21 protein-coding genes and 1 pseudogene are annotated in these 24,456 nt (G+C 41.2%); 17 read left to right on the top strand and 5 right to left on the bottom strand.

What is annotated here, in order from left to right:
- The first annotated feature begins 430 nt into the window (after positions 1-430).
- The 8 genes from R0J88_RS03415 to nqrM all read left to right on the top strand — a co-directional run bounded on the left by R0J88_RS03415 (position 431) and on the right by nqrM (position 7,680).
- Positions 431-1,774, top strand: coding sequence for a Na(+)-translocating NADH-quinone reductase subunit A (locus tag R0J88_RS03415; RefSeq protein WP_410899081.1), 1,344 nt, complete (start codon positions 431-433; stop codon positions 1,772-1,774).
- Between the two features lies 1 nt (position 1,775).
- A complete protein-coding gene (locus R0J88_RS03410) occupies positions 1,776-2,990 on the top strand; it encodes an NADH:ubiquinone reductase (Na(+)-transporting) subunit B (RefSeq protein WP_006791493.1) in 1,215 nt (404 codons plus the stop codon).
- Entirely contained in the window at positions 2,983-3,732 is a 750-nt protein-coding gene (locus R0J88_RS03405) for a Na(+)-translocating NADH-quinone reductase subunit C (protein WP_010556997.1), read from the top strand. Before R0J88_RS03410 ends, R0J88_RS03405 begins: the two co-directional genes overlap by 8 nt.
- Complete coding sequence (locus R0J88_RS03400) at positions 3,732-4,364, top strand: NADH:ubiquinone reductase (Na(+)-transporting) subunit D (RefSeq protein ID WP_006791491.1); 633 nt, start codon at positions 3,732-3,734, stop codon at positions 4,362-4,364. The genes R0J88_RS03405 and R0J88_RS03400 overlap by 1 nt, the downstream gene beginning before the upstream one ends.
- Positions 4,365-4,374: 10 nt before the next feature.
- On the top strand, positions 4,375-4,983 hold the full coding sequence (gene nqrE, locus R0J88_RS03395) for an NADH:ubiquinone reductase (Na(+)-transporting) subunit E (protein ID WP_006791490.1): 609 nt from the start codon (positions 4,375-4,377) through the stop codon (positions 4,981-4,983).
- A gap of 17 nt (positions 4,984-5,000) precedes the next feature.
- On the top strand, positions 5,001-6,224 hold the full coding sequence (nqrF, locus tag R0J88_RS03390; protein WP_010556998.1) for an NADH:ubiquinone reductase (Na(+)-transporting) subunit F: 1,224 nt from the start codon (positions 5,001-5,003) through the stop codon (positions 6,222-6,224).
- A 113-nt stretch (positions 6,225-6,337) separates the two neighbouring features.
- Complete coding sequence (locus tag R0J88_RS03385) at positions 6,338-7,366, top strand: FAD:protein FMN transferase (RefSeq protein WP_410899080.1); 1,029 nt, start codon at positions 6,338-6,340, stop codon at positions 7,364-7,366.
- 101 nt (positions 7,367-7,467) lie between these two features.
- Complete coding sequence (gene nqrM / locus R0J88_RS03380; RefSeq protein WP_010557000.1) at positions 7,468-7,680, top strand: (Na+)-NQR maturation NqrM; 213 nt, start codon at positions 7,468-7,470, stop codon at positions 7,678-7,680.
- A 986-nt stretch (positions 7,681-8,666) separates the two neighbouring features.
- Here nqrM and R0J88_RS03375 read toward each other — a convergent pair.
- The 5 genes from R0J88_RS03375 to ettA all read right to left on the bottom strand — a co-directional run bounded on the left by R0J88_RS03375 (position 8,667) and on the right by ettA (position 13,293).
- Positions 8,667-9,335, bottom strand: a complete 669-nt coding sequence (locus R0J88_RS03375; protein WP_410899079.1) for a hypothetical protein — start codon at positions 9,333-9,335, stop codon at positions 8,667-8,669.
- 90 nt (positions 9,336-9,425) lie between these two features.
- Positions 9,426-9,923 (bottom strand): TlpA family protein disulfide reductase, encoded by a 498-nt coding sequence (locus R0J88_RS03370; RefSeq protein WP_410899078.1) that lies wholly within the window; start codon positions 9,921-9,923, stop codon positions 9,426-9,428.
- A gap of 62 nt (positions 9,924-9,985) precedes the next feature.
- Positions 9,986-10,894, bottom strand: a complete 909-nt coding sequence (locus tag R0J88_RS03365) for a histone deacetylase (protein ID WP_410899077.1) — start codon at positions 10,892-10,894, stop codon at positions 9,986-9,988.
- A gap of 53 nt (positions 10,895-10,947) precedes the next feature.
- Positions 10,948-11,316: a PilZ domain-containing protein gene (locus R0J88_RS03360; RefSeq protein WP_006791483.1), complete on the bottom strand. Its 369-nt coding sequence runs from the start codon at positions 11,314-11,316 to the stop codon at positions 10,948-10,950.
- Between the two features lie 303 nt (positions 11,317-11,619).
- A complete protein-coding gene (gene ettA, locus R0J88_RS03355) occupies positions 11,620-13,293 on the bottom strand; it encodes an energy-dependent translational throttle protein EttA (protein ID WP_410899076.1) in 1,674 nt (557 codons plus the stop codon).
- Positions 13,294-13,468: 175 nt separating this feature from the next.
- Between ettA and R0J88_RS03350 the strand changes: the two genes are divergently transcribed.
- From R0J88_RS03350 to R0J88_RS03310, 9 genes and pseudogenes are all read left to right on the top strand, one after another.
- Positions 13,469-14,770 (top strand): M24 family metallopeptidase, encoded by a 1,302-nt coding sequence (locus R0J88_RS03350; RefSeq protein ID WP_410899075.1) that lies wholly within the window; start codon positions 13,469-13,471, stop codon positions 14,768-14,770.
- 175 nt (positions 14,771-14,945) lie between these two features.
- A complete protein-coding gene (metA, locus tag R0J88_RS03345) occupies positions 14,946-15,893 on the top strand; it encodes a homoserine O-succinyltransferase MetA (protein ID WP_006791480.1) in 948 nt (315 codons plus the stop codon).
- Positions 15,883-16,953, top strand: a complete 1,071-nt coding sequence (locus R0J88_RS03340) for a homocysteine S-methyltransferase family protein (protein ID WP_305472022.1) — start codon at positions 15,883-15,885, stop codon at positions 16,951-16,953. The genes metA and R0J88_RS03340 overlap by 11 nt, the downstream gene beginning before the upstream one ends.
- 10 nt (positions 16,954-16,963) lie before the next feature.
- Positions 16,964-19,597, top strand: a complete 2,634-nt coding sequence (metH, locus tag R0J88_RS03335; RefSeq protein ID WP_410899074.1) for a methionine synthase — start codon at positions 16,964-16,966, stop codon at positions 19,595-19,597.
- A gap of 242 nt (positions 19,598-19,839) precedes the next feature.
- On the top strand, positions 19,840-20,208 hold the full coding sequence (locus R0J88_RS03330) for a hypothetical protein (protein WP_039037748.1): 369 nt from the start codon (positions 19,840-19,842) through the stop codon (positions 20,206-20,208).
- A gap of 80 nt (positions 20,209-20,288) precedes the next feature.
- Entirely contained in the window at positions 20,289-20,639 is a 351-nt protein-coding gene (locus R0J88_RS03325; RefSeq protein WP_410899073.1) for a hypothetical protein, read from the top strand.
- Positions 20,640-20,718: 79 nt separating this feature from the next.
- Positions 20,719-21,414, top strand: a pseudogene (locus tag R0J88_RS03320) (aspartate/glutamate racemase family protein).
- A 196-nt stretch (positions 21,415-21,610) separates the two neighbouring features.
- Complete coding sequence (locus R0J88_RS03315) at positions 21,611-22,108, top strand: (2Fe-2S)-binding protein (RefSeq protein ID WP_024034278.1); 498 nt, start codon at positions 21,611-21,613, stop codon at positions 22,106-22,108.
- Positions 22,105-24,366, top strand: a complete 2,262-nt coding sequence (locus tag R0J88_RS03310) for a molybdopterin cofactor-binding domain-containing protein (protein ID WP_410899071.1) — start codon at positions 22,105-22,107, stop codon at positions 24,364-24,366. The genes R0J88_RS03315 and R0J88_RS03310 overlap by 4 nt, the downstream gene beginning before the upstream one ends.
- Positions 24,367-24,456 lie beyond the last annotated feature (90 nt).

The raw sequence follows: 24,456 nt of genomic DNA, 5'->3' as shown, positions 1-24,456 counted from the left end.
AACTGATGTTGTGTGGTTATTGCCCATAAATAAGTATTATTGCTAAACAGGTACCGCCCTAAGATTCAGTAAGCTTTAATCCTATAAATTCAACATGCCCTAATTTAAAAGTCGCTTCATGCGACTTTTATCAATTAAAAAACCTCATTCTTTGCTTAAGCTACCACTTTGGTCTAACTTAAATTTTATTAAATCTAGCTAACAAAACCAAATAAGCGTTTCAGTCGTATAATTTTCATAAATACACTCGCATAGTCACCCACAATGGTGTTAAAATTAAGGCAATATGTGAAGAGTTTTTACCGCGTTGCCTGTTTAATAACCAAAGCGAGTTTTTCTTTTATACATTGAAATAACTTGGGGTAGCTTAAATGGCGACGTGGTTGGTACGATTTTTCAGTTTCTTTCCGTTAATGTAGTGCAAGTGCGTATGATCAACATAAAAAAAGGTCTGGATTTACCATTAGATGGCGCACCTCAGCAAGTTATTCACGACGGTTCACCCGTCAAAAGAGTAGCCGTGCTAGGTGAAGAGTTTATAGGTATGCGTCCAACCATGCATATTCGTATGGATGACCAAGTTAAAAAAGGCCAGGTACTTTTTGAAGACAAAAAGAACCCAGGCGTCCTGTTTACCGCACCAGCTTCTGGTGTTGTAAAAGAAATAAATCGTGGTGCTAAACGTGTGCTGCAATCTGTTGTTATTGAAGTAAACGGCAGTGAGCAAATCACCTTTGACTCTTTCTCTGAATCTGAGCTTACAAGCTTAGATCGTGAAAAAGCTAAAGAAGTACTTATTCAGTCAGGTCAATGGACAGCACTACGTGCTCGCCCATTCAGCAAAGTAGCGGCTGTGGATGCAAATCCTAGCTCTATATTTGTTACCGCTATAGACACTAATCCTCTTGCTGCAGATCCTGCAGTGATTATTGCTGAAAATGCGCAAGCGTTTGAAGCTGGCTTAGCTGTTGTATCGCGTTTGACCGATGGAAAAGTATTTGTTTGTAAGCAAGCTGGCAGCCAAATCCCTAGCTCATCTATTACTCAAGTAGAAGTACATGAGTTTGGTGGTGTGCATCCGGCTGGACTTGTAGGCACTCATATTCACAACCTTGACCCAGTATCTGCTAGCAAGCAAGTTTGGCATATCGGTTACCAAGACGTTATTGCGTATGGTCACCTATTCCTTACTGGTGAAATTTACACAGATCGTGTCGTTTCTCTTGCAGGTCCTCGCGTTAAAAATCCACGTTTAGTGAAAACACAATTAGGTGCTTCATTAGATGACTTAGTGGCAGGGGAATTAGAAGACGGTGATAACCGTGTTATTTCTGGTTCTGTACTTGCAGGTGCTACGTCGTCTGGTGTTCATGCATTCTTAGGTCGTTACCATGTTCAAGTATCTGTTTTACTTGAAGGTCGCGAAAAGGAATTGTTTGGCTGGATTGCACCAGGTAGTGATAAATTCTCTGTAACGCGTACATTCTTGTCTCACCTTACTCCGAGTCGTTTATTCAAAATGACAACGTCTACGGGTGGTTCAAAACGTGCCATGGTTCCACTTGGAAGCTACGAGCGTGTTATGCCACTTGATATTTTGCCAACGCTATTACTACGTGACTTATTGTCTCGTGATTTAGACAGTGCAATTTCATTAGGTGCGCTTGAATTAGATGAAGAAGATTTAGCGTTATGCACCTTCGTTTGTCCTGGCAAATACGAGTACGGCGCAGCCCTACGCGATTGCTTAACTACGATCGAGAAGGAAGGCTAAAATGGGTTTAAAAACTTTCTTAGAAGATATCGAGCCGCATTTTGAACCAGGTGGAAAACACGAAAAATGGTACGCACTGTATGAAGCAGCCGCGACTATTTTTTACACCCCAGGTTATGTAAACAAAGGTTCAACTCACGTTCGCGATAACATCGACCTAAAACGTATGATGATTTTAGTGTGGATGGCGACGTTCCCTGCCATGTTTTTTGGTATGTTCAACATCGGTCATCAAGCAGCTATGGCGCTTGGTAATGGTTTTGAGCTAGCTAACATTTGGCAAGTAGGTTTGTTCCAGCTACTAGGTGGTGATTTGACTGCCGATGCAGGTTGGGGCGCAAAAATGTTCTACGGAGCGTGTTTCTTCCTACCTATTTATGCAACAACGTTTGTTGTTGGTGGTTTTTGGGAAGTGTTGTTTGCTTCTGTGCGTAAGCATGAAGTAAATGAAGGTTTCTTCGTAACATCAGTGCTATTTGCACTAATTTTGCCTGCCACAATTCCTTTATGGCAAGTTGCACTAGGTATTACTTTCGGTGTTGTAATCGCGAAAGAAATATTTGGTGGTACTGGTCGTAACTTCTTAAACCCTGCTCTTGCAGGTCGTGCGTTCTTATTCTTCGCATACCCAGCGCAAATTTCAGGTGACACAGTATGGACTGCCGTAGACTCGTTCTCTGGTGCAACAATGCTAGGTCAAGCATTTGCAGGTACGTTAGGTGGTGACTTAGGTTACGCTAACATGCAAATGTGGTGGAATGCGTTCTACGGCTTTATCCAAGGTTCTATGGGTGAAACGTCAACGCTTGCTGTACTTATTGGTGGTTTGTTCTTAATTTACGTGCGCATTGCTTCTTGGCGTATTGTGCTAGGTGTATTCCTAGGTATGGTGATTACTTCATCAATACTAAACACAATTGGCTCAGAAACTAATGCAATGTTTGCTATGCCTTGGTACTGGCACATGGTGCTAGGTGGCTTTGCATTTGGTATGTTCTTTATGGCTACTGACCCTGTATCTGCTGCATTTACTGATAAAGGTAAATTAGCATACGGTGCGCTTATTGGCTTTATGGTTATCATGATCCGTGTTGTTAACCCTGCATACCCTGAAGGCATCATGCTGGCAATCTTGTTTGCTAACTTGTTTGCACCATTATTCGATCACTTTGTAGTGCAAGCTAATATCAAGCGGAGGTTGGCACGTAATGTCTAGTAATAACGAATCAATTGGCAAAACGCTAGCTGTTGTTGTCTCATTATGTTTGGTGTGTGCAGTAATTGTATCGCTAACGTCAGTGCAACTTCGCCCTTTGCAAAAAGCAAACAAAGCAAAAGATATTCAAAGCAATATTTTAGCAGCCGCGGGTATTAGCAAAGTTGATAACGTTGCTGAAACGTTTGAAGCTAAAATCGAAACACGCTTTATTGATATGCAAAGCGGTGATTTTGCAGACCCTGTAGAAGACTTTGACTTTGAAAAAAGCAAATATGATGCAGAGCTGAGCAAATCCTTAAAAGAGAATGGAATTAAGGACATCGCTGGTATACAACGTATCACTAAGCGTGCACCTGTTTACATCTCTAAAAAAGACGATGGCTCTACAGATGCAATTATTCTTCCTATCCAGGGTTATGGTTTATGGGGTTTGATGTACGGTTTTATTTCGCTTGAAAGCGATGGTGAAACAATTAAAGACATCATCTTTTATAAGCACAACGAAACACCTGGTCTAGGTGGTGAAATTCAAAACCCACAGTGGACTGCAACGTGGGAAGGTAAAGAATTACCAATCCAGATCGTTAAAGGAACTGCGGGCGGTGATGAGCATAAAATCGATGGTCTTTCAGGTGCTACATTAACATCTAACGGTGTTGATCACGCGGTTGATTTTTGGACTGGCGAAAACGGCTTTGGCCCTTTCCTTGCTAAAGTACGTAATGGAGCATTGAAATAATGGCTGATACTAAAGAAATGAAGGCGGTCCTGTTCGGGCCAGTTTTCGCTAACAACCCAATTGCACTTCAAGTACTCGGTATTTGTTCTGCGTTGGCTGTAACGTCTAGCTTAAAAAACGCATTAATCATGTCAATCGCATTGACCTTGGTAACCGCATTTTCAAGCCTTTTTATCTCGACTATTCGTAATCACATCCCATCGTCAGTGCGTATTATCGTACAAATGACGATTATTGCGTCATTAGTAATCGTTGTTGACCAAGTACTGCAGGCTTTCTCTTATGCTACGGCAAAAGAGCTTTCTGTATTCGTTGGTCTGATTATTACTAACTGTATCGTAATGGGTCGTGCTGAAGCATACGCGATGAAGTCACCACCATTAATGTCTTTCCTTGATGGTATTGGTAACGGCTTAGGTTACTCTGTAGTTCTTCTTACTGTTGGTTTCATTCGTGAGCTATTCGGTAAGGGTTCACTATTCGGTGTTGATATTATTCCATTAGTACAAAATGGTGGTTGGTACCAACCTATGGGTCTATTGATCTTACCACCGAGTGCATTCTTCATCATTGGTTTATTCATTTGGGTACTTCGTACTTATAAGAAAGACCAAGTAGAAGCTAAAGCGTAAGGGGCGATAAGTGGAACATTATATTAGTTTATTTGTAAAAGCCGTTTTTATTGAAAACTTAGCTTTAGCGTTCTTCCTAGGTATGTGTACATTTTTAGCCGTGTCTAAAAAAGTAACTACATCAATTGGCCTAGGCGTAGCGGTTATTGTTGTACTTGGTATTTCTGTACCAGTTAACAACTTGGTTTACCACGCGGTATTAGCTCCAGGTTCACTTGAGTGGCTTGGTTACCCAGAAGCTGATCTTAGCTTTTTACGTTTCTTAACTTTCATTGGTGTTATTGCAGCACTAGTGCAAATTCTTGAAATGGCATTAGATAAGTTCTTTCCACCACTATACAACGCATTAGGTATTTTCTTACCATTGATCACAGTTAACTGTGCAATCTTTGGTGCGGTAGCCTTCATGGTTGAGCGTAACTATAACTTCGGCGAGTCTGTTGTATATGGTATTGGCGCTGGTGTGGGCTGGGCGCTTGCAATTACATTACTTGCAGGTATCCGTGAGAAAATGAAGTATTCAGACGTACCAGATGGTTTACGTGGTTTAGGTATTACCTTTATCACTGTTGGCTTGATGGGTCTTGGCTTTATGTCATTTTCTGGTATTTCACTGTAATAATAGCGAGGTCAATCATGGATATTTTCTTAGGCGTTGGTGTTTTTATCGCTATCGTTGTAATACTAGTTTTAATCATCATTGGTGCTAAGTCTAAACTAGTTGCAAGCGGTGATATCATCATCGGTATTAATGGCGATGCAGACAAAGCCATTAAAACATCAGCAGGTAGTAAGCTATTAGGTGCACTATCTGAGTCGGGTATTTTCGTATCTTCTGCATGTGGTGGCGGTGGCTCTTGTGGTCAGTGTCGCGTTCACATTAAAGAAGGTGGCGGCGATATTCTACCAACTGAACTTGATCACATCTCTAAAGGTGAAGCCCGCGAAGGTTGTCGTTTAGCGTGTCAGGTAAATGTTAAAAATGACATGGAAATTGAACTTGAAGAGTCAATTTTCGGTGTTAAAAAATGGGACTGTGAAGTTATCTCTAACGATAACAAAGCAACTTTCATTAAAGAACTTAAGCTACAAATTCCAGATGGCGAATCAGTGCCTTTCCGTGCGGGTGGTTACATCCAAATAGAAGCACCAGCTCACCATGTTAAATACGCCGATTTCGATGTTCCTGAAGAGTATCGTGGCGACTGGAATCATTTTGGTTTCTTTGACCTGGAGTCAAAAGTAGACGAAGAAACAATTCGTGCTTACTCTATGGCTAACTACCCAGAAGAAGAAGGCATCATCATGCTTAACGTGCGTATCGCTACGCCGCCGCCAAGAAACCTAAGCCTACCTTGTGGTAAAATGTCATCGTACATTTGGTCACTTAAAGAAGGTGACAAGGTTACTATTTCAGGTCCATTTGGTGAGTTCTTCGCTAAAGAAACTGACGCTGAAATGGTATTTGTAGGTGGTGGTGCAGGTATGGCACCAATGCGTTCACATATCTTTGACCAACTTAAACGTTTAAATTCTAAGCGTAAAATGAGTTTTTGGTATGGTGCGCGTTCTAAGCGTGAAATGTTCTACGTTGAAGATTTTGACGGCCTAGCTGCTGAAAACGATAACTTCGTTTGGCACACAGCGCTTTCAGATCCACAACCTGAAGATAACTGGGAAGGCTATACTGGCTTTATCCATAACGTGTTATTTGAGAACTATCTTAAAGACCACGAAGCGCCGGAAGATTGTGAGTTCTACATGTGTGGTCCTCCAATGATGAACGCGGCAGTTATCAATATGCTTAAAGACTTAGGTGTTGAAGACGAAAATATCTTATTAGATGATTTCGGTGGCTAACACGCATATCAAAACAGATTAGTTTTGGTTAAAATATCAGCCTCGTAGCACTCTGTGTTACGAGGTTTTTTTATTCTTATATATTAATTTTTAACCTATTAAGTAGGGTTGTTATGAACAAAGTAAATACTCCCCAGGGCATAATCGCCTTATTTATCATTACGCTGACTTTACTGTTATCTGGATGCGCAGAATCGGTCCCAAAGGAAACCTATTTAGAAGGTAAAACCATGGGGACTACCTATCATATTAAATATTATGACGAGCAAGAGGCAATATCTGCTCTTCAAATACAAGAACAAATAGATGCTGTATTAGTCGATGTAAACCAGTCTATGTCTACATACATTAAAGACTCGGAGATAAATACATTTAATCGCTTGCCAGCAAATCAATTTATGCCAATAAGTGAAGACTTCAGAGCCGTTATAAGCGAATCCATTCGTATCGGTGAGTCTACTAATACACTTGATGTAACAATGGGACCATTGATTGATTTATGGGGATTTGGCCCTGATAAAAAGCCGACCAAACGACCCACTGATGATGAGCTTCAGGCAATGGTTGCAAATATTGGTGTAGATAAGCTTGTATTAAATGAACAAGGTCTAGCAAAAACAGTTGATGGACTAGAACTATCATTTTCTGCAACTGCTAAAGGGTACGGCATAGACAAAGTAGCGCAATTACTAGAAAGCCATAGCATTACTAATTACATGGTTGAGATTGGCGGTGAGCTGCGTATGTCTGGCGAAAAGCCAAATGGACAAGGCTGGGTAATTGCAATAGAACAACCAGACGCAGAGCCAGGTAAGCGTGAAGTGCACCGCATTTTACTACCCGGCACAATGGGAATTGCTACATCTGGGGATTACCGCATCTTTTATATAATGGATGGTGAAACATACACCCATTTGATTGACCCTGTAACAGGAATGCCAATTAAGCACGACTTAGTTTCTGTGACAGTATTACACCCAAGTGCAATGACCGCAGATGGCTTAGCAACTGCTTTAACAGTTATGGGTATGGAAAAAGCACAAGCTTATGCACAAGCTAATAACTTAGCAGTTTATCTAATTGCTAAATCGCCTGATGGCTTAGTTACGTATTCAAGCCCTGCATTTGAACCCTACTTGTAAGTATTCAAAGCTGGTTTATTTCCATAGAGGTTGGGTATATAATAACAACTGCTCAAAAATAGTTTGGGCTTAATTTATTGCTGATCAATAGGGGCTAAGCAATGTCACTTTTTTTTCTTACTTTTGGCTTACTAATTTTAATTGTTACAGCAATGGCTGTAGGTATGATCGTGCAAAGAAAATCGATGGCCAGCAGCTGCGGTGGATTAGGCTCGGTAGGCATCGATAAAGCCTGTGATTGCGATGATCCTTGTGACAAGCGCAAAAAGCGCTTAGCTAAAGAGCAAGCTTGGAAAGAAAACCAAATAATTTAAATATTTTTTTAGAACAAAAAGCGCTTTTATAGCGCTTTTTTTGTGCCTGCTGTTCAGGGAACGAATACACATTCAACTTAAAAAATTCATTTTACTTAATAAGAAACAGACTAGTTTTGTCATAAATAACATTAAAGAATAATGGTTTACTTAGTTTCATACAGAGGCATTGAGTTGTTCTATGCCTAATAGAGTAAAGATTTACCGAGTGCCTTACAGGCAAATATATCGTTACTTAAAGCATGGCTATTAGACTAAGGTCTATAGTTTAGTTTTTTTCATCTATCAGGTTTATTTTTATCGCTTGTGAAATTTGAGTAATAACTCTAAAGTTAACCCATAGAGACGGCTAAGAGCTTAATCAGTAGCTTTAGCAAAGTAAAATGTGTTTATAGGCAATGGCCAGAATTCGTTAGTGTATAACTAACACAAAGAATCTTTATATTGTGTGTGAAGATGTTGTCAGTGTGAAAGGCAACTCAAGCTCGGTGGTGACTTAGCTTGGGTTGTTTTTATTTCCCTACAATTGCCACGCAGTTAAAACCAGAATCTTTATATTGTGTGTGAAGATGTTGTCAGTGTGAAAGGCAACTCAAGTTCGGTGGTGACTTAGCTTGGGTTGTTTTTATTTCCCTACAATTGCCACGCAATCTAAAACCAGAATCTTTATATTGTGTGTGAAGATATTGTCAGTGTGAAAGGCAACTCAAGTTCGGTGGTGACTTAGCTTGGGTTGTTTTTATTTCCCTACAATTGCCACGCAGTTAAAACCAGAATCTTTATATTGTGTGTGAAGATATTATTAGTGTGTAAACGGCTTAAATTCAATTATGTTGAGTTTAAGCCGTTTTTATTTTGCTGCCCCAAAGCTAAGTTTTGTTCCCTATAGCTACTAATCAACAGTATATGTAACAGTTTTAAATACCTTTTCTTTCATTTTTTCTTATTAACTTCGTACCTATCAATCATACCTAGGCATAATTATTTTATTTAAGTAAACTTTCGCTATCGTAAAAAAGAGGCTTTAAGGTTCCGCAGTTTATAAATTTATAAGTAAGTTCGTTTTCAGGAGGAACTCGTTTTGATGTGCGAACTTTCTGCATACAGGCATTAACCAGGTCCACAAAAATTAGGTGGTTAAAGCTTGGTGCTTTTTGAATTTTATGTACATAAATACGCTCTGTACCATTTAGCTCAATCATATCGTACTCATGCCATTGCGAAGATTCGCTTAGCTCATTGAGTTCTCTGGCGTACAGTTGCTTATCAAGCTCAAGTTGTTTAGCTTCATAAATTAAAGTGCCCCCTTGGCGGTAATCACCTTCGTATATGTCGGCTGTAATTGTTATTTCATCCCCGCGCATTAAATGTTGAATATTAAACTTTTGCGGCTTAATAGTGATCATGTCGGCATTTTTCGCAAAGTTTAAAAAAGCAACGTTTGAATTTTTAACTTCGTAGACAACTTGCAAGTCATGTGGCGATCTATAAGAAGGAAGATTAATAGCAAAAATAGAAGACCCTCTATTCACAAGTGCCATTGGGTGAACTGCATTGTAGCTAGGGTCTAATGGTGGAAGTTCTACTTTTTCTTCTTCTTCAGCAAACGCTGTAGTACTTAGCAAAAGCAATAATAAAGTAAATAGTAAACGCATAATAACCCCAATCAATTTATGAGCTTAAATTGTAGTATAAAGTTTATATAACTCATATTTTAATACACATTAACTCCCTTAATTATTAAGCTATTTAGCTTTAATTGAGTTTAGTAGAGTCCGGGCTTTTAAATGTATATTTGCATTATCTGGGTCTGATGAATTAGTAGCCCAAACAACATGGCCTTTTTCATTTATAAATAACGTAGTTGGTGTGCCGTGTATTCCTAGTTGTGTCGCAATTTTATCTGCTTGTATTGCGGTTTTAAATGTATAGCCTCTATTGGTTAATGCTTTGGCGGGGAAGGCGTTATCATCTTCTTTAAAACTTACCGCTATTACGTTTAAGCCCATGTCGTGTATTTTTTGAAGGGCGGGTTGTAACTTTTTGCAATAAGGACACCATGTAGCCCAAAAGTGCAGAATATAAGGTTCGCCTAATAGGTTTTGTGTTTTTATACTTGTACCATCGGCCATGTTTAATGTTAAGGGGGGGAGTTCAGGATGGTTTGAGTCTTGAATAGGTTGCTCTGCAAATACCGCAAAACTAAAAATGGTAAGTGTTATAACTATAAAAATGTGTTTCATTGTGGTGTCGTTTTTATTCTAGTTAGCAAATAAGAACGACAATATTAAGTTTTTATTTCATATTAAAAGCGTGCCGCTTGTTCAACTACAATGCCATGGCGCTGTGCAAGGCGAAGATGATCTTTATCGTAACCACCACCAATAACTGTTGCCACTGGTATATTGTGCTCAAGGCAGCGTTTTAAAACCAAATGATCGCGTTTAGCTATCCCATCCCAACTTATATCTAATTTACCTAAGCCATCGTTTTGCCAAATATCTACACCGGCATCGTACAGTACTAAGCTTGGGTTCAGTTCTTTAAGTAAGTAGCTTAAGGTATCGTCAACAATGGCTAAGTATTCGGCATCTTGCATATGATTTGCTAAGCCAATATCTAAATCGCTAGCCGATTTCCTAAACGGGAAGTTTTTTTCGCAGTGTATTGAACAGGTATAAGCATAGGGCTGATGCGCAAGCATAGCAGCGGTGCCATCACCTTGATGTACGTCTAAATCAAAAATAAGCACGTTGGTTACTTCGCCGCTATTAATCAAGGTCTGGGTGGTAAAGGCTAAGTCGTTCACCATGCAATATCCTGAGCCAAAATCAAAGTGCGCATGGTGCGTGCCTCCTGCTAGATGACAGGCTATGCCGTGTTTTAGTGCTAAGCGAGCGGTTTGTAATGTGCCCTGCGGGGCAGTAAATGTGCGCGCCATTAATTGAGCTGACCAAGGTAATCCTATACGACGCATGGCTTTATCGTCTAAGCGGTTGTTCCATAAATCGTGAATGTAGTTGTCGCAATGCACTAACTCTAAAGGCTCGGGAGAGCCTAAAACAGGTTGTGTGAGGTTATTACCAATTAAGCCTAGTTTTTTAACGTGTGTGTATAGATTAGCAAACTTACTCATTGCAAAGCGGTGCTTAGGATCAAAACTAAACGAGTAGTTTGGATGGTAAACTAACGGTAAATGAGGGTTTAGAGTCATATTCACACAGGCTATAAAGTTTTCCCTATGGTAATCAACTCCCCTCAAAGTGTCTATTTTTGTGAGTCGTGAATAAGCATGGCTAATTCGCGGTGAAGTAATTCATCGTCCGCTAAGTTGAGTTCAATGAGTCTTTTTAGATAGGTAATACTATCAATATCAATATGCTTACACTTTAAACCAATGTGATTGGCTTCTATATGGCAAATCGTTGTCTCCATTTTTATTTCAATTTCGCTGTCGGGTAAAATAAAACGTAGTATGGCATCATTTTCTATTTGATCATTTAACACATCACATTTACTGACTAAAGCGCCGTGCAATGAAATATCAAGCAAAGTACATGGGTACTCATTTTCTTGAAAAATTATGTGCGCATCGGTTGAAAATAAAATACGTGAAAATTGACGACGTTCTTGCATGACTCTGCCTTATTGTTTTTTTAGTAATATCAATAGCATCAAATTAGTGTTCAGTAATAGTGCGAATAAAACAACTCATTAAAAATCATTAAAATTACGGCATATGGTTGTTCTATGTAAATAATTTTTTATTTAGTTAGCGAGTGATTCAACATCAATCAAATGCATAATATTTTAAATAAAATTGGTATAAGCATAGCTTTAAATTACACAGTTGCTAGCTACAAACACACATAGTTTATTTAAGGCATAAAAAACCCTGCGTAAAGCAGGGTTTTAAAGGTATTTCAGTTAATTTAGCTATTAACCAATTTTTTTGTATTTTATACGCTTAGGTTGTGCAGCTTCTGCACCGTAGGTCTTTTTGAGCCACTCTTCGTATTCAGTATAGTTACCATCGAAAAAGTTAATTTGTCCTTCGTCGCGGTAATCTAAAATGTGCGTAGCAATACGGTCAAGGAACCAACGGTCATGCGATATACACATTACACAGCCTGGGAATTCTAAAATAGCATTCTCAAGTGCACGTAATGTTTCAACGTCCAAGTCATTGGTTGGCTCATCCAGTAGCACTACGTTACCACCGGCTTTTAATAATTTAGCAAGGTGTAAACGGTTACGCTCACCGCCCGATAAGTCTTTTACAAACTTTTGCTGATCGTTACCTTTAAAGTTAAAACGGCTAACGTAAGCACGGCTTGGGAATTCAAAGTTACCAATTTTTAAAACGTCTTGTCCGTCAGATATTTCTTGAAAAACTGTTTTGCTTTCGTCCATATCGTCGCGGAACTGATCAACCGTTGCTAGTTGTACGGTTTCACCAATGTTAACACTACCGCTATCTGGCTGCTCTTCGCCACTTAACATTTTAAATAGTGTAGATTTACCCGCGCCGTTGGCACCAATAATGCCCACAATAGCGCCTTTAGGCATGGTAAAGCTTAAGTCGTCTATTAATACGCGGTCGCCAAAGCTTTTACGTAAGTTAGTCACTTCTAATACTTGGTCGCCTAAACGTGGGCCAGGTGGAATAAATAGCTCGTTTGTTTCGTTACGTTTTTGGTAATCTGATTGTTGTAGCTCGCTAAACTGCGCCATACGAGCTTTAGACTTAGCCTGACGACCTTTAGGGTTTGAACGCACCCATTCAAGTTCTTGCGCAATTGATTTTTGACGTGCTTTTTCAGATTTTTGTTCTTGCTGCAAGCGCGCGTCTTTTTGTTCAAGCCAAGAAGAGTAGTTACCTTCCCATGGAATACCTTCACCACGGTCAAGCTCTAATATCCAGCCAGCAACATTATCAAGGAAGTAACGGTCATGCGTTACTGCCACAACAGTACCTTCGTAATCATGTAAGAAGCGCTCTAACCATGCAACCGACTCTGCATCCAAGTGGTTAGTTGGTTCATCAAGAATAAGCATGTCTGGTTTTTCGAGTAACAAACGACAAATAGCAACACGGCGGCGTTCACCACCTGAAAGGTGCTCAATTTTAGCATCCCACTCAGGTAAGCGAAGTGCATCGGCAGCGCGCTCTAGTACGTTATCGATATTATGGCCATCGTGCGCTTGAATAACTGCTTCTAATTCACCTTGTTCTTTAGCCAGTGCGTCAAAGTCAGCACCTTCCATTGCGTACTCGTTGTACACCTCGTCAAGGCGATTAAGGGCGTGTTTTACCTCGCCAACAGCTTCTTCAACTATTTCTCGTACTGTTTTGCTTTCGTCTAGTACTGGCTCTTGTGGTAAGTAACCAATTTTAGTACCAGGCTGAGGACGTGCCTCACCTTCAAAGTCTTGGTCAACACCGGCCATAATACGTAGCAATGATGATTTACCAGAACCATTTAAACCAAGCACACCAATTTTGGCGCCAGGAAAAAAGTGCAACGAAATATCTTTTAAAATTGTACGCTTAGGCGGCACAACTTTAGATACTCGACTCATCGAGAAAATAAACTTATCAGGTAAAACCATGGAGGAAAGCCTTCAAATAATAAAAAAATTTTAATGTTGTATTGTAGTTGTTGAGAGGTGAAACAGTCAACGAATGGCGGGTGGGAATATATCTTTATCGTTTTATCTCGTTAAATGTATAGTTTTATTTGGGTGTGCTAACGTATTTAAACCATAGTAAAAATAAGAAAAACCCATGACTATACAAAAAGTAATAACAATGTTGGCTTTACTTACGTTATTTACCACAAACCCCAAAGCTAACGCAGTCGATTCTCCTTGGCCCGAAATAAGAAAACAAAGAATAAATAAACTCCTGCCAAACGCTTTAAAAGCAGCTAAGGTAGATGCTTGGCTTATTGTTTGTAGAGAAAATAACAACGACCCATTGGCTGACCATATTGGCTGTGAAAACGCAGGTTCGCCAGCGGCATATTTATTTTATTTTAATAAAGGGGCGTTTCATTCGGTAGCCTACTCACCTTCAAGCGAAGCAAAAGCACTCGACGAGCTAAACATACATGAAAAAGTGATCTCGGTGCCACGCAGTGTGTCTGCGTTAAAATACGCGGCTGAGTTTATAAAAAAACAACCCTTTGAGCGTATAGCAATAAATGTCTCTGATCTTAATGCACAGGCAGATGGGTTATCGCACTCGCAATACAAGCAATTAGCTAACTTATTAGGCGCAAAGCAAACAGCAAAGCTCGTATCTTCCGAAGAAGTTGTTTATCAATGGCTTTCAATTAAGTTACCTGCTGAAGTTGAAATAATGAAAGAGGCCGCAATGCTTTCAGCAACGTGGCAAATAGAGGCTTATAAAACTATTATTCCGGGTAAAACCACCGATGCCGATGTAGCTAAATTTTTAAAAGCTAAAATGAAAGCACAAGGTGTAACCGATGCATGGGCTGCCGATCAAAATCCTAACGTAAATTCAGGTCCCGATCGCGGGCATTCGCATTCTACAAATAAAGTCATTATGCCGGGCGACGTAATTCAAATTGATTTTGGCGTAAAGCTCTACAATCGCTGGGTAAGTGACATTCAGCGTTTTGCTTATGTACTTAAAGAAGGGGAAACCTCTGCACCAGCCAACATTCAGCAATATTGGATTAATGCCCGAGATAGCGGTTTTGCCGCATTTAATGCAATGAAACCCGGCGTAAGGGGTATAGACGTGGATCAAGCTCAAACCGTATTAATGAATAAATACAACTCAGAGCCTGTGCCATGGAGTACCGGCCACCCAGTAGGGTATGTTGCACACGATACCGGGCCCAATTTAGGTGGCTCTCGCAGTGCCCAAGTAAGGCCTGCTGCTCATCGTAAACTTAAAGAAGGAATGGTGTTTGCTTTTGATGGCTTTTTTAGTTGGCCTTTAAACAACACCGAGTTTAAAACCATTTCTGTTGAAGAAATGGCTGTAATTACCAAAAACGGCGCTGAGTATTTAATTCCCCCTCAGCAAAATTTAATATTAGTGAGCAATAATTAGTTCATTATTTTAAATGCAGTGAGTTAAGCCTCTTTTTAAGGGGGTGACTCATTGCTTGCCACATACTTAAGTAATAATGAATAAATTTCATTTAGACATCTATACATCTAGAGGTTGATATTTTTTGCTTTCAGTTCATAATTAGCACAAGTTTTTATGAGTAGGAGTTAAAAATATGCCAATTACCGTAAAGGATGAGCTTCCAGCAATTGCACGTTTGCGCCAAGAAAACGTATTCGTAATGCCAAAAAGCCGTGCAAAAACGCAAGAAATCCGCCCAATGCGTTTGGCTATATTAAACTTAATGCCTAATAAAGTAGAAACCGAAGTACAGTTTATTCGCTTACTTGCAAATTCTCCTTTGCAAGTAAACGTAGAGCTGCTGCGCCTAGACACTCACCGTAGTAGTAATAACTCAGAAGAACACCTAGATACCTTTTATCGCTATTTTTCAGAGGTAAAAAATAACAATTACGATGCGCTTATTGTTACAGGCGCACCGCTTGCGCATTTAGAGTATGAAGATGTTGCCTACTGGGAAGAGCTTAAAGTCATTATTGATTGGGCAGAGCAGCACGTTACCTCTACGTTGTTTTCGTGTTGGGCGGCTCATGCAGCGCTATTCCATAGCTACAATTTAAAGCGCGACTTAAAACCCAATAAGCTGTGTGGTGTATTTACTCATCAATGCCACTTTAAACACGGGGCATTAACCCGCGGTTTTGATGATACCTTTTTAGTACCACACTCACGTTATGGGCACATTGATATAAAAAAAATAAATGCGTGTGACGATCTCGTTGTATTAGCAGGCTCTGAACGAGTGGGTGCTTACTTATTAAAAAACAAATCGGGTAGCCAAGTATTTATAACAGGCCACCCAGAATACGATGCCGACACCCTAAAAGGGGAGTACGAGCGTGATTTACAAAAAAGCCCAGATGCGCCAAAACCTGAAAACTATTTTCCCGATGATGATGCAAGCAAGCAACCGTCAAAAACGTGGCAAAGCCATGCTTTTTTACTTTTTTCGAACTGGTTAAATTACTACGTGTATCAAACCACACCGTATGATATTAATTTAGTTAGCCAAGATGTGAGGACTAACAACTATGCCGAATAATACAGCCGCCAACAAACAAGCCGAACTAAGTGAAGCGCTTAAAGAGCGTATTTTAATTTTAGACGGCGCTATGGGCACTATGATCCAAACTCATAAACTTGAAGAAGAAGACTACCGAGGCGAGCGTTTTAAAGATTGGCACGTACTAATTAAAGGTAATAACGATTTATTAAGCCTCACCAAACCCGAGCTAATAACCGATATACATCGCGGCTTTTTAACTGCCGGTGCAGATATTATTGAAACCAATACCTTTAACTCAACCACTATTTCGATGGAAGATTACGACATGGCAAGTATAAGCCGTGAGGTAAACTTAGAGTCGGCCAAACTTGCGCGCTCAATATGTGACGAGTTCACCGCTAAAAATCCAGAAAAACCACGCTATGTAGCGGGTGTTTTAGGGCCAACATCTAAAACCTGTTCTATCTCGCCAGATGTAAACGACCCAGGTTACCGTAACGTAACGTTTGATAAGCTGGTTACTGCGTATGTAGAGTCTACCCTTGCATTAATGGAAGGTGGCGCTGATTTAATACTTATTGAAACCATATTTGACACCCTAAATGCAAAAGCAGCCTCATTCGCAGTAGAAGAAGCATTTGAGCAAGCCGGGCGCACACTGCCCGTAATGATCTCAGGCACAATTACCGACGCCTCAGGGCGTACGCTTTCGGGGCAAACAACCGAAGCATTTTATAATTCTATTCGCCATATTAAGCCTATTTCAATTGGCCTTAACTGTGCCCTTGGGCCAGATTTACTGCGCCAATACGTAGAGGAACTTTCGCGCGTATGCGAAACATTTACCTCAGTGCACCCAAATGCCGGTTTACCTAACGAATTTGGTGAGTACGACCTAGAAGCGGGCGATATGGCAGCCGAGATTATAGATTGGGGCAAATCGGGCTTTATTAATATTGTGGGTGGTTGCTGTGGTACAACGCCTGCGCATATTCGTGCATTTGCTAAAGGGCTTGAAGGGGTAAAACCTCGCGCATTGCCAGAGCTTGATGTTCGCATGCGTTTATCAGGCCTTGAAGCCTGTAACTTAAATTAAGGAGCCGCCAATGACCCAACAAATTGCAGTATTTACCAATGTCGGCGAGCGTACCAACGTAACCGGTTCTGCCATGTTTAAACGCCTAATCATGGAAGAAGATTACGAGACCGCCCTGAATGTTGCCCGCGAACAGGTAGAAAACGGCGCCCAAGTTATTGATATAAACATGGACGAAGCCATGCTGGACTCAAAGGCGGCCATGGTTAAGTTTTTAAATTTAATTGCCTCAGAACCCGATATTTCTAAAGTACCTATTATGGTCGACTCTTCTAAATGGGAAGTAATAGAAGCAGGCCTTAAATGTATTCAAGGCAAGGCTATTGTTAACTCAATATCGCTTAAAGAAGGGGAGGAGCCGTTTAAACACCAAGCTAAAATTATTAAACGTTTTGGTGCAGCTGCTGTTGTTATGGCGTTTGATACCGACGGCCAAGCCGACACCGCAGATAGAAAATACGAAATATGTGCACGCAGCTACAAAATATTAGTAGAAGAGATTGGCTTCCCGCCAGAAGACATTATATTCGACCCTAACATATTTGCCGTAGCCACCGGTATAGAAGAGCACGATAACTACGCCGTAGAATTTATTGAAGGCACACGCCGCATTAAACAAAACTTACCGCACTGTAAAGTGTCGGGCGGGGTGTCTAATGTATCGTTTTCGTTTAGGGGTAATAACCCTGTACGCGAGGCCATTCACTCGGTGTTTTTATACCACGCAATAAAAGCGGGTATGGATATGGGTATTGTAAACGCAGGCCAGCTTGCAGTTTACGACGATATCCCCGAGGAACTTCGCAAAGCCGTAGAAGATGTAATCCTTAACACCGACCCCGGTGCAGGTGAGCGTTTAGTAGAGCTTGCACCTAAATATTCAGGTATGGCACAAGCTGAGCGGGTAGAAGATTTAGAATGGCGCACATGGCCTGTTGAAAAACGCCTAGAACACGCTCTAGTAAAAGGTATAACCACCTTTATAGATGAAGACACAGAAGAATGCCGCGCAGCTGCCGATAAACCTATTCACGTAATTGAAGGGCCATTAATGGATGGCATGAACGTGGTAGGGGATTTATTTGGCGCAGGTAAAATGTTTTTACCGCAAGTTGTTAAATCGGCCCGCGTTATGAAGCGCGCAGTGGCTTACCTAGACCCATTTATTGAAGCCGAAAAAGAAGAAGGCGCGACTAACGGTAAAGTGGTTATGGCCACCGTAAAAGGCGACGTGCACGACATAGGTAAAAACATTGTAGGCGTAGTACTGCAATGTAATAACTACGAAGTAATCGACTTAGGTGTAATGGTACCTGCCGAAAAAATACTGCAAACAGCCATTGACGAAAAAGCAGACATAATCGGCCTTTCGGGTTTAATTACCCCATCGCTTGACGAAATGGTACACGTAGCCAAAGAAATGACCCGCCGAGGCTTTGAGCTCCCACTTATGATTGGCGGCGCTACTACCTCTAAAGCGCATACTGCCGTTAAAATTGAGCCACAGTACGACAAAGGTGTAGTGTACGTAAATAACGCCAGCCGTGCAGTGGGCGTAGTATCGAGTTTATTATCAAAAGAGCTAAAACCAGCTTTTTTAGAAAAAACTAAAGCCGAGTACGTAAAAGTACGCGAGCAACAAGCGCGCAAAAAGCCGCGCTCAAAGCCAGTTACCATACAGCGTGCTCGCGATAACGCAGCCCAGCTTGATTGGGATAACTACACGCCACCTGTGCCTAAAAAGCTGGGCGTGACCGAATTTAAAAATGTATCAATAGCCACGTTACGTAAGTATATAGATTGGACCCCATACTTTATGACGTGGTCAATCGCTGGTAAATACCCGCGCATAATGGACGACGAAGTCGTTGGCGAACAAGCACAAAGCTTATTTAAAGACGCTAACGACATGCTCGACGACCTCGAAAAGTCAGGTGCTTTGCAACCTTTAGGTGTAATTGGTTTATTCCCTGCAAACCGTGTAGGTGATGACATAGAAATTTACACCGACGAAACCCGCAAAGAGCTGTTAAGCACCTCGTGCCATTTACGCCAGCAAACTGAAAAAACCGACTTTGCTAACTATTGTTTAGCCGACTACATTGCGCCAAAAGGCACACCTGATTACTTTGGTGCGTTTGCAGTAACGGGCGGTCTTGAAGAAGACGATTTAGCTAATTCGTTTGACGCACAGCAAGACGACTACAATAAAATAATGATTAAAGCGGTTGCCGACAGGCTCGCAGAAGCGTTTGCTGAATACCTGCACGAACAAGTGCGTAAAGAGTATTGGGGTTACGCACCCGATGAAAACCTGGGTAACGATGAGCTAATTCGCGAAAACTACCAAGGTATTCGTCCAGCGCCGGGTTACCCAGCGTGCCCAGAGCACACCGAGAAAAAGAAAATTTGGCAGTTACTCGATACCGAAAAACGCATTGGCATGCAGCTCACTAGCTCATACGCCATGTGGCCAGGAGCTGCTGTTTCGGGCTGGTATTTCTCACACCCAGAGGCAAAATACTACGCCGTAGCCGCTGTGCAAAAGGATCAGGTAGAAGACTACGCCAAGCGAACTAATATGACGCTCGCAGAGGCTGAAAGGTGGCTATCGCCTAATTTGGGGTATGAGCCGGAATCATAACGAAGTGGTTGAATAGTGAAGCGGTTAGTTTTTAGCTGTCAGCTATCAGTAAAAGAAAAACGAGCCAAATTAGGCTCGTTTTTTATTACGTAGCACTATCTAATATCTTTTCAAATTTAGGTAATTACTTGTTTACAATAAGTTTATTAAGTGAAATTATTGGGTGAGGAAATGGAAACCATTTTGAAGGAACCTCAAATGGTATTTGATAAGCTGTTTATACTTTATTAATAAGGGATATTATGACTAAAGAAACTATTCAATTAAATAAAACTAAACATGAATTTAGTTTTTCGACTCTGGGTTTTTTCGTAAAGCTTTTTCTGGTCGGACTTTGCGTTTTGTCACTAATTCTTGCTTCTGGAATGGTATTTATTGTTCTCAAAAAAGGGAGTGTACATCCATTTGCGCTAGTTTTGGCAGTACTTGGCCTTTGTAGTTATGCTTTTTGGCATTTATGGGCTGTATCTAAGAGAAAAGTTAATCAAATAACTACTTTAGCCATACTCAATTTATTAATAGGTGGGAATATTGCAGGCTGCGTAATAATGTTTTTTATTCGCCAATCTGCAGTTAAAGAAAGAGCTTTAATAAACAAAGAAAAGCTTTAAATACTGGTTTTTTATCTCAACCTCAATTAACGTCATTTGGTTAATTGCCTGTTTAAGTTAAAATAATTTAAAGGAATAAAATGAAATTTATACTCTGCATTATGATGTGGGTTGCAAGCTCATTATTGGCATACGCTCAGCCTATAGAAACAGTCACTGCACAAAATGAGCAAAGTGAAGAAATTATGCTATTAACTAAAAAGGTCAACGAGTTAGAAAATGAGTTATCGAGCTTGTCTTACGACACAGAAAAGTTAGAAGAGGAATTTAATCGTAGTGTATTGGCTGTATTATTTTTTGCTTTTTTCAGTGCTTGGTGGGCTAAATCTACAGGCCGAAGTGCTTTACTTTGGTTTGTTCTTGGTATTTTCTTTAACTTTATTACCGCTATTGTAATCGTTTGTAAAACCGAAAGAGGCATTAAAAAATAGCTATAGCTTACTCCCTCAGCTCATCAAGATATTTTAGGATAACTGCTTAGTTTTTTTAGTAAACTAAAAAGGCAATTTTATGAAAACGATTGGCATGCTTGGTGGTATGAGTTGGGAGTCAACCACTAGTTATTACAAAGCGTTAAACTTGGGTGTAAAAAATGCGTTGGGCGGGCTACATAGTGCCAAAGTTTTTATGATGAGTGTTGATTTTGCCGAAATTGAAACGCTGCAGCATCAAGGTGATTGGCAACAAACAGCTAAGTTACTTACCTAGGCGGCTAAATCGGTAGAGGCTGGTGGGGCTGATTTTTTACTTATTTGCACAAACACCATGCACAAAGTGGCTGACCATATCGCCAGCAATATTAGTATTCCTATTTTGCATATTGCCGATGCTACCGCAGATCAGTTAAAACACGATAAAATAACGCGAGTAGGGTTGCTGGGCACGCAATTTACAATGGAGCAAAACTTTTACAAAGGGCGGTTAACCGATAGGCATAACATTGAAGTGTTAATACCCGAGCCTAATGAGCGAGCGCGTGTTCACGACATAATTTACAATCAGTTATGCCAAGGTATTATTAATGATGAAGCCCGAGCTGAGTTTATAAATATTATTGAGCGTATGTTTGAAAAAGGTGCACAGGCTATTGTTTTAGGCTGTACTGAAATTGCCTTATTGGTAGAGCCGCAACATACAACGGTGCCCCTTTACGATACCACCCCAATTCATGCACAGGCCGCGGTTAAATTAGCACTAACTAAATAACTAGCATTTAGTTTATGCATAAAACCGCCATAGGGCGGTTTTTGCGTTTAGCGACTTATCAAAGCTTATTACAGCCACTTACCGATAAAAATTTCAATAAAATTGATCTAAGTGGTAGGCTAAAAAAGTAGCAAGTATTCAAACCGTTCTCGCGCAACAAGGAATTCCTTTAAAGCGCTTTGCCAAGGAGTTAAATATGATCACGCTTACCGTTAATGGTAATAAACATGAGTTTACAGGCGATCCGTCAACGCCGGTGCTTTGGTATCTTCGAGATGAATTAAATTTAACCGGACCTAAATTTGGCTGTGGTATGGCGCAATGTGGTGCATGTACCATACACATTGATGGCGTAGCGCAGCGCTCGTGCATATTACCTGTATCGGCTGTGGCTGGGCGTGCTATTACCTCTATTGAAGGGTTAAGCGAGCAAGGCGACCACCCTGTACAAAAAGCGTGGGTTGAGCATAAAGTACCGCAATGTGGCTTTTGTCAGTGCGGGCAAATAATGCAAGCGGCAAGCTTATTAGCAGCTAACCCGAACCCCACTGATGATGAAATAGTGAGTAATATGTCGGGCAATATTTGCCGTTGTGGCACGTATCCGCGTATTCATAAAGCGATTAAGTCGGCGGCTAAAACCATTGCGGGCGTTGAGTATTTTGACCCAAATGAACAAGGGGAAGAGGTATGAAAAACGACAATACGTACTTTGACCTAAACCGCCGTGAATTTTTAAAAACCAGCGCAATAGGCGCATTAGTATTAGGCACTTATTTTGTAGGCAGTGCACCAAGAGCGTTTGCTGGCATGTTAGAGCAACCCTCTGAGCAAGCAAAGCGCGCTAACTTATTTATAGCTCTGCGCCCCGATGGCATGGTTGAAATAACCTGTCACCGCTCTGAAATGGGCCAACAAATTCGTACCGCCATTGCCCAAATTGTGGCAGACGAAATGGAAGCTGCGTGGGACAAAGTAGTGGTTATTCAAGGTAAGGGCGACCCTAAATATGGGGATCAAAATACCGATGGCTCGCGCAGTATTCGATACAACATGCAGCGCTTGCGCGAAATGGGCGCAAGCGTACGTTATATGATGCAGCACGCAGCCGCTAAGTATTGGAAGGTTGACCCACAAACCTGTACAGCTAATCAGCACGTGGTTACCCACAGCTCGGGTAAAACGCTGGCTTATAAAGATTTAATTGACCTCGCGCTTGGCATTACCCCGCCAGAGCCTGATAAGCTAACACTCAAAACACGTAAAGAATGGCGTTATATAAATACCGGTATGGCGCACATAGATTTAACCGATTTAGTAACCGGTAAAGCCACATTTGCTGCCGATGTACGCGAACCAAAAGCGCTGGTGGCTATTATTGAGCGTCCGCCGGTAGTAGGTGGTGTGGTTAAATCGTTTGATGCCAGCGCCGCTAAAGCAATTAATGGCGTAGTTGATGTTATTGAAATGCCTGTACCAAAAGGTGCGCCGCAATTTCAGCCAAAAGGCGGCATTGCTATTGTTGCTAAAAATACGTGGGCTGCATGGCAGGCGCGTAAAGCACTAAAAGTAGTGTGGGATGATGGTAAAAACGGCGATTATAATTCAGAAAACTTTAAAAAGTCGTTACTGCAAACAGTGAATGAGCCGCAAGCGCATGTGCGCGAAAAAGGCGATACCATGGGCGTGTTGGCTAAATCGAGCAATAAGCTTGTAGCCGACTATTACGCGCCGCACTTAACTCAAGCACCCATGGAGCCACCTTGCGCCACGGCAATGTACAATAAAGACAGTGTAGATATTTGGGCTGCAACGCAAAACCCGCAAGCCGATATGAAAACTGTGGCTGCATTACTGGGTATGGACGAGAGTAAAATTAACGTGCATGTCACCATGTTAGGTGGCGGATTTGGGCGTAAATCAAAACCTGATTTTTCAGCAGAGGCCGCCTACATTTCAATGAAAACTGGAAAACCTATTCGCGTTCAGTGGACGCGAGAGGATGATATTCAGCACAGTTTTTATCATGCGGTATCGGCTCAACATATTGAAGCTTCACTCAATGAAAAAGGTAATATTGAGGCTTACTTACATCGCACGGCGTTTTCGCCAATTATGTCTACCTTTCAAGAGGGAGCATCTGCACCTGGTGGCTTTGAGCTAGACCTAGGTTTTACTGATAATCCAATTTTAGCACCCAATATGAAACTGGAACGAGGTGAAGCACCAGCAAAAGCCCGAATAGGCTGGATGCGCTCGGTCACAAATATTTTTCATGCGTTTGCCGTGCAGTCATTTATAAATGAGGCTGCCCACAAGGCGGGTAAAGACTCAAAAGATTATTTATTGGAAACCATTGGGCCAGCGCGTACTATCGATTTTGCAAACCAGAACGCAAACTATAATAACTACGGTGGCGATAAAGCGGTTTATCCACTTGAAACAAGCCGTTTGCGTCATGTTATTGAAAAAGCAGCGAGTATGGCAAATTGGGGGAGAACACTTCCAAAAGGGCGCGGCTTAGGTATTGCTGCGCACCGCAGCTTTTTAACCTATGTGGCTACGGTGGTTGAGGTAGAGGTATCGGACGCTGGTGATTTAAACGTGATTAAATCGTGGGTGGCTATTGATGCGGGTACGGTAGTAAACACCGATACCGTTAAAAACCAAACGCAAGGTGGTTCTATTTACGGTATTACCACTGCTATTAGCGACGGTATTACCTTTGATAAAGGTCGCGTACAGCAAAGTAATTTTCATGATTACCGCGTACCGCGTATGAGCGATTCACCTTTAGAGGTAGAAGTAGAAATAATACAAAGCGATGCACCACCAGCAGGTGTAGGCGAGCCCGCAACACCGGTTTATGCCCCTGCGCTGTGTAACGCTATTTTTGCCGCTTGTGGTAAGCGCATTAGGCAACTGCCTATTGGTAATCAATTAAAAGCGTAACTAGCGTGCTTTTTAGCCATTAAACAAAAAAAACCGCCAAATTGAAGTGACCCCCAATAGTTGGACAATCCAATTACTGGGGGTCTTTTT

Source organism: Pseudoalteromonas sp. SIMBA_162 (assembly GCF_046535955.1).
Lineage (GTDB): Bacteria > Pseudomonadota > Gammaproteobacteria > Enterobacterales > Alteromonadaceae > Pseudoalteromonas > Pseudoalteromonas marina.
The sequence above is the reverse complement of the archived record's forward strand: the minus strand, read 5'-3'. Positions and strand labels throughout refer to the sequence as shown.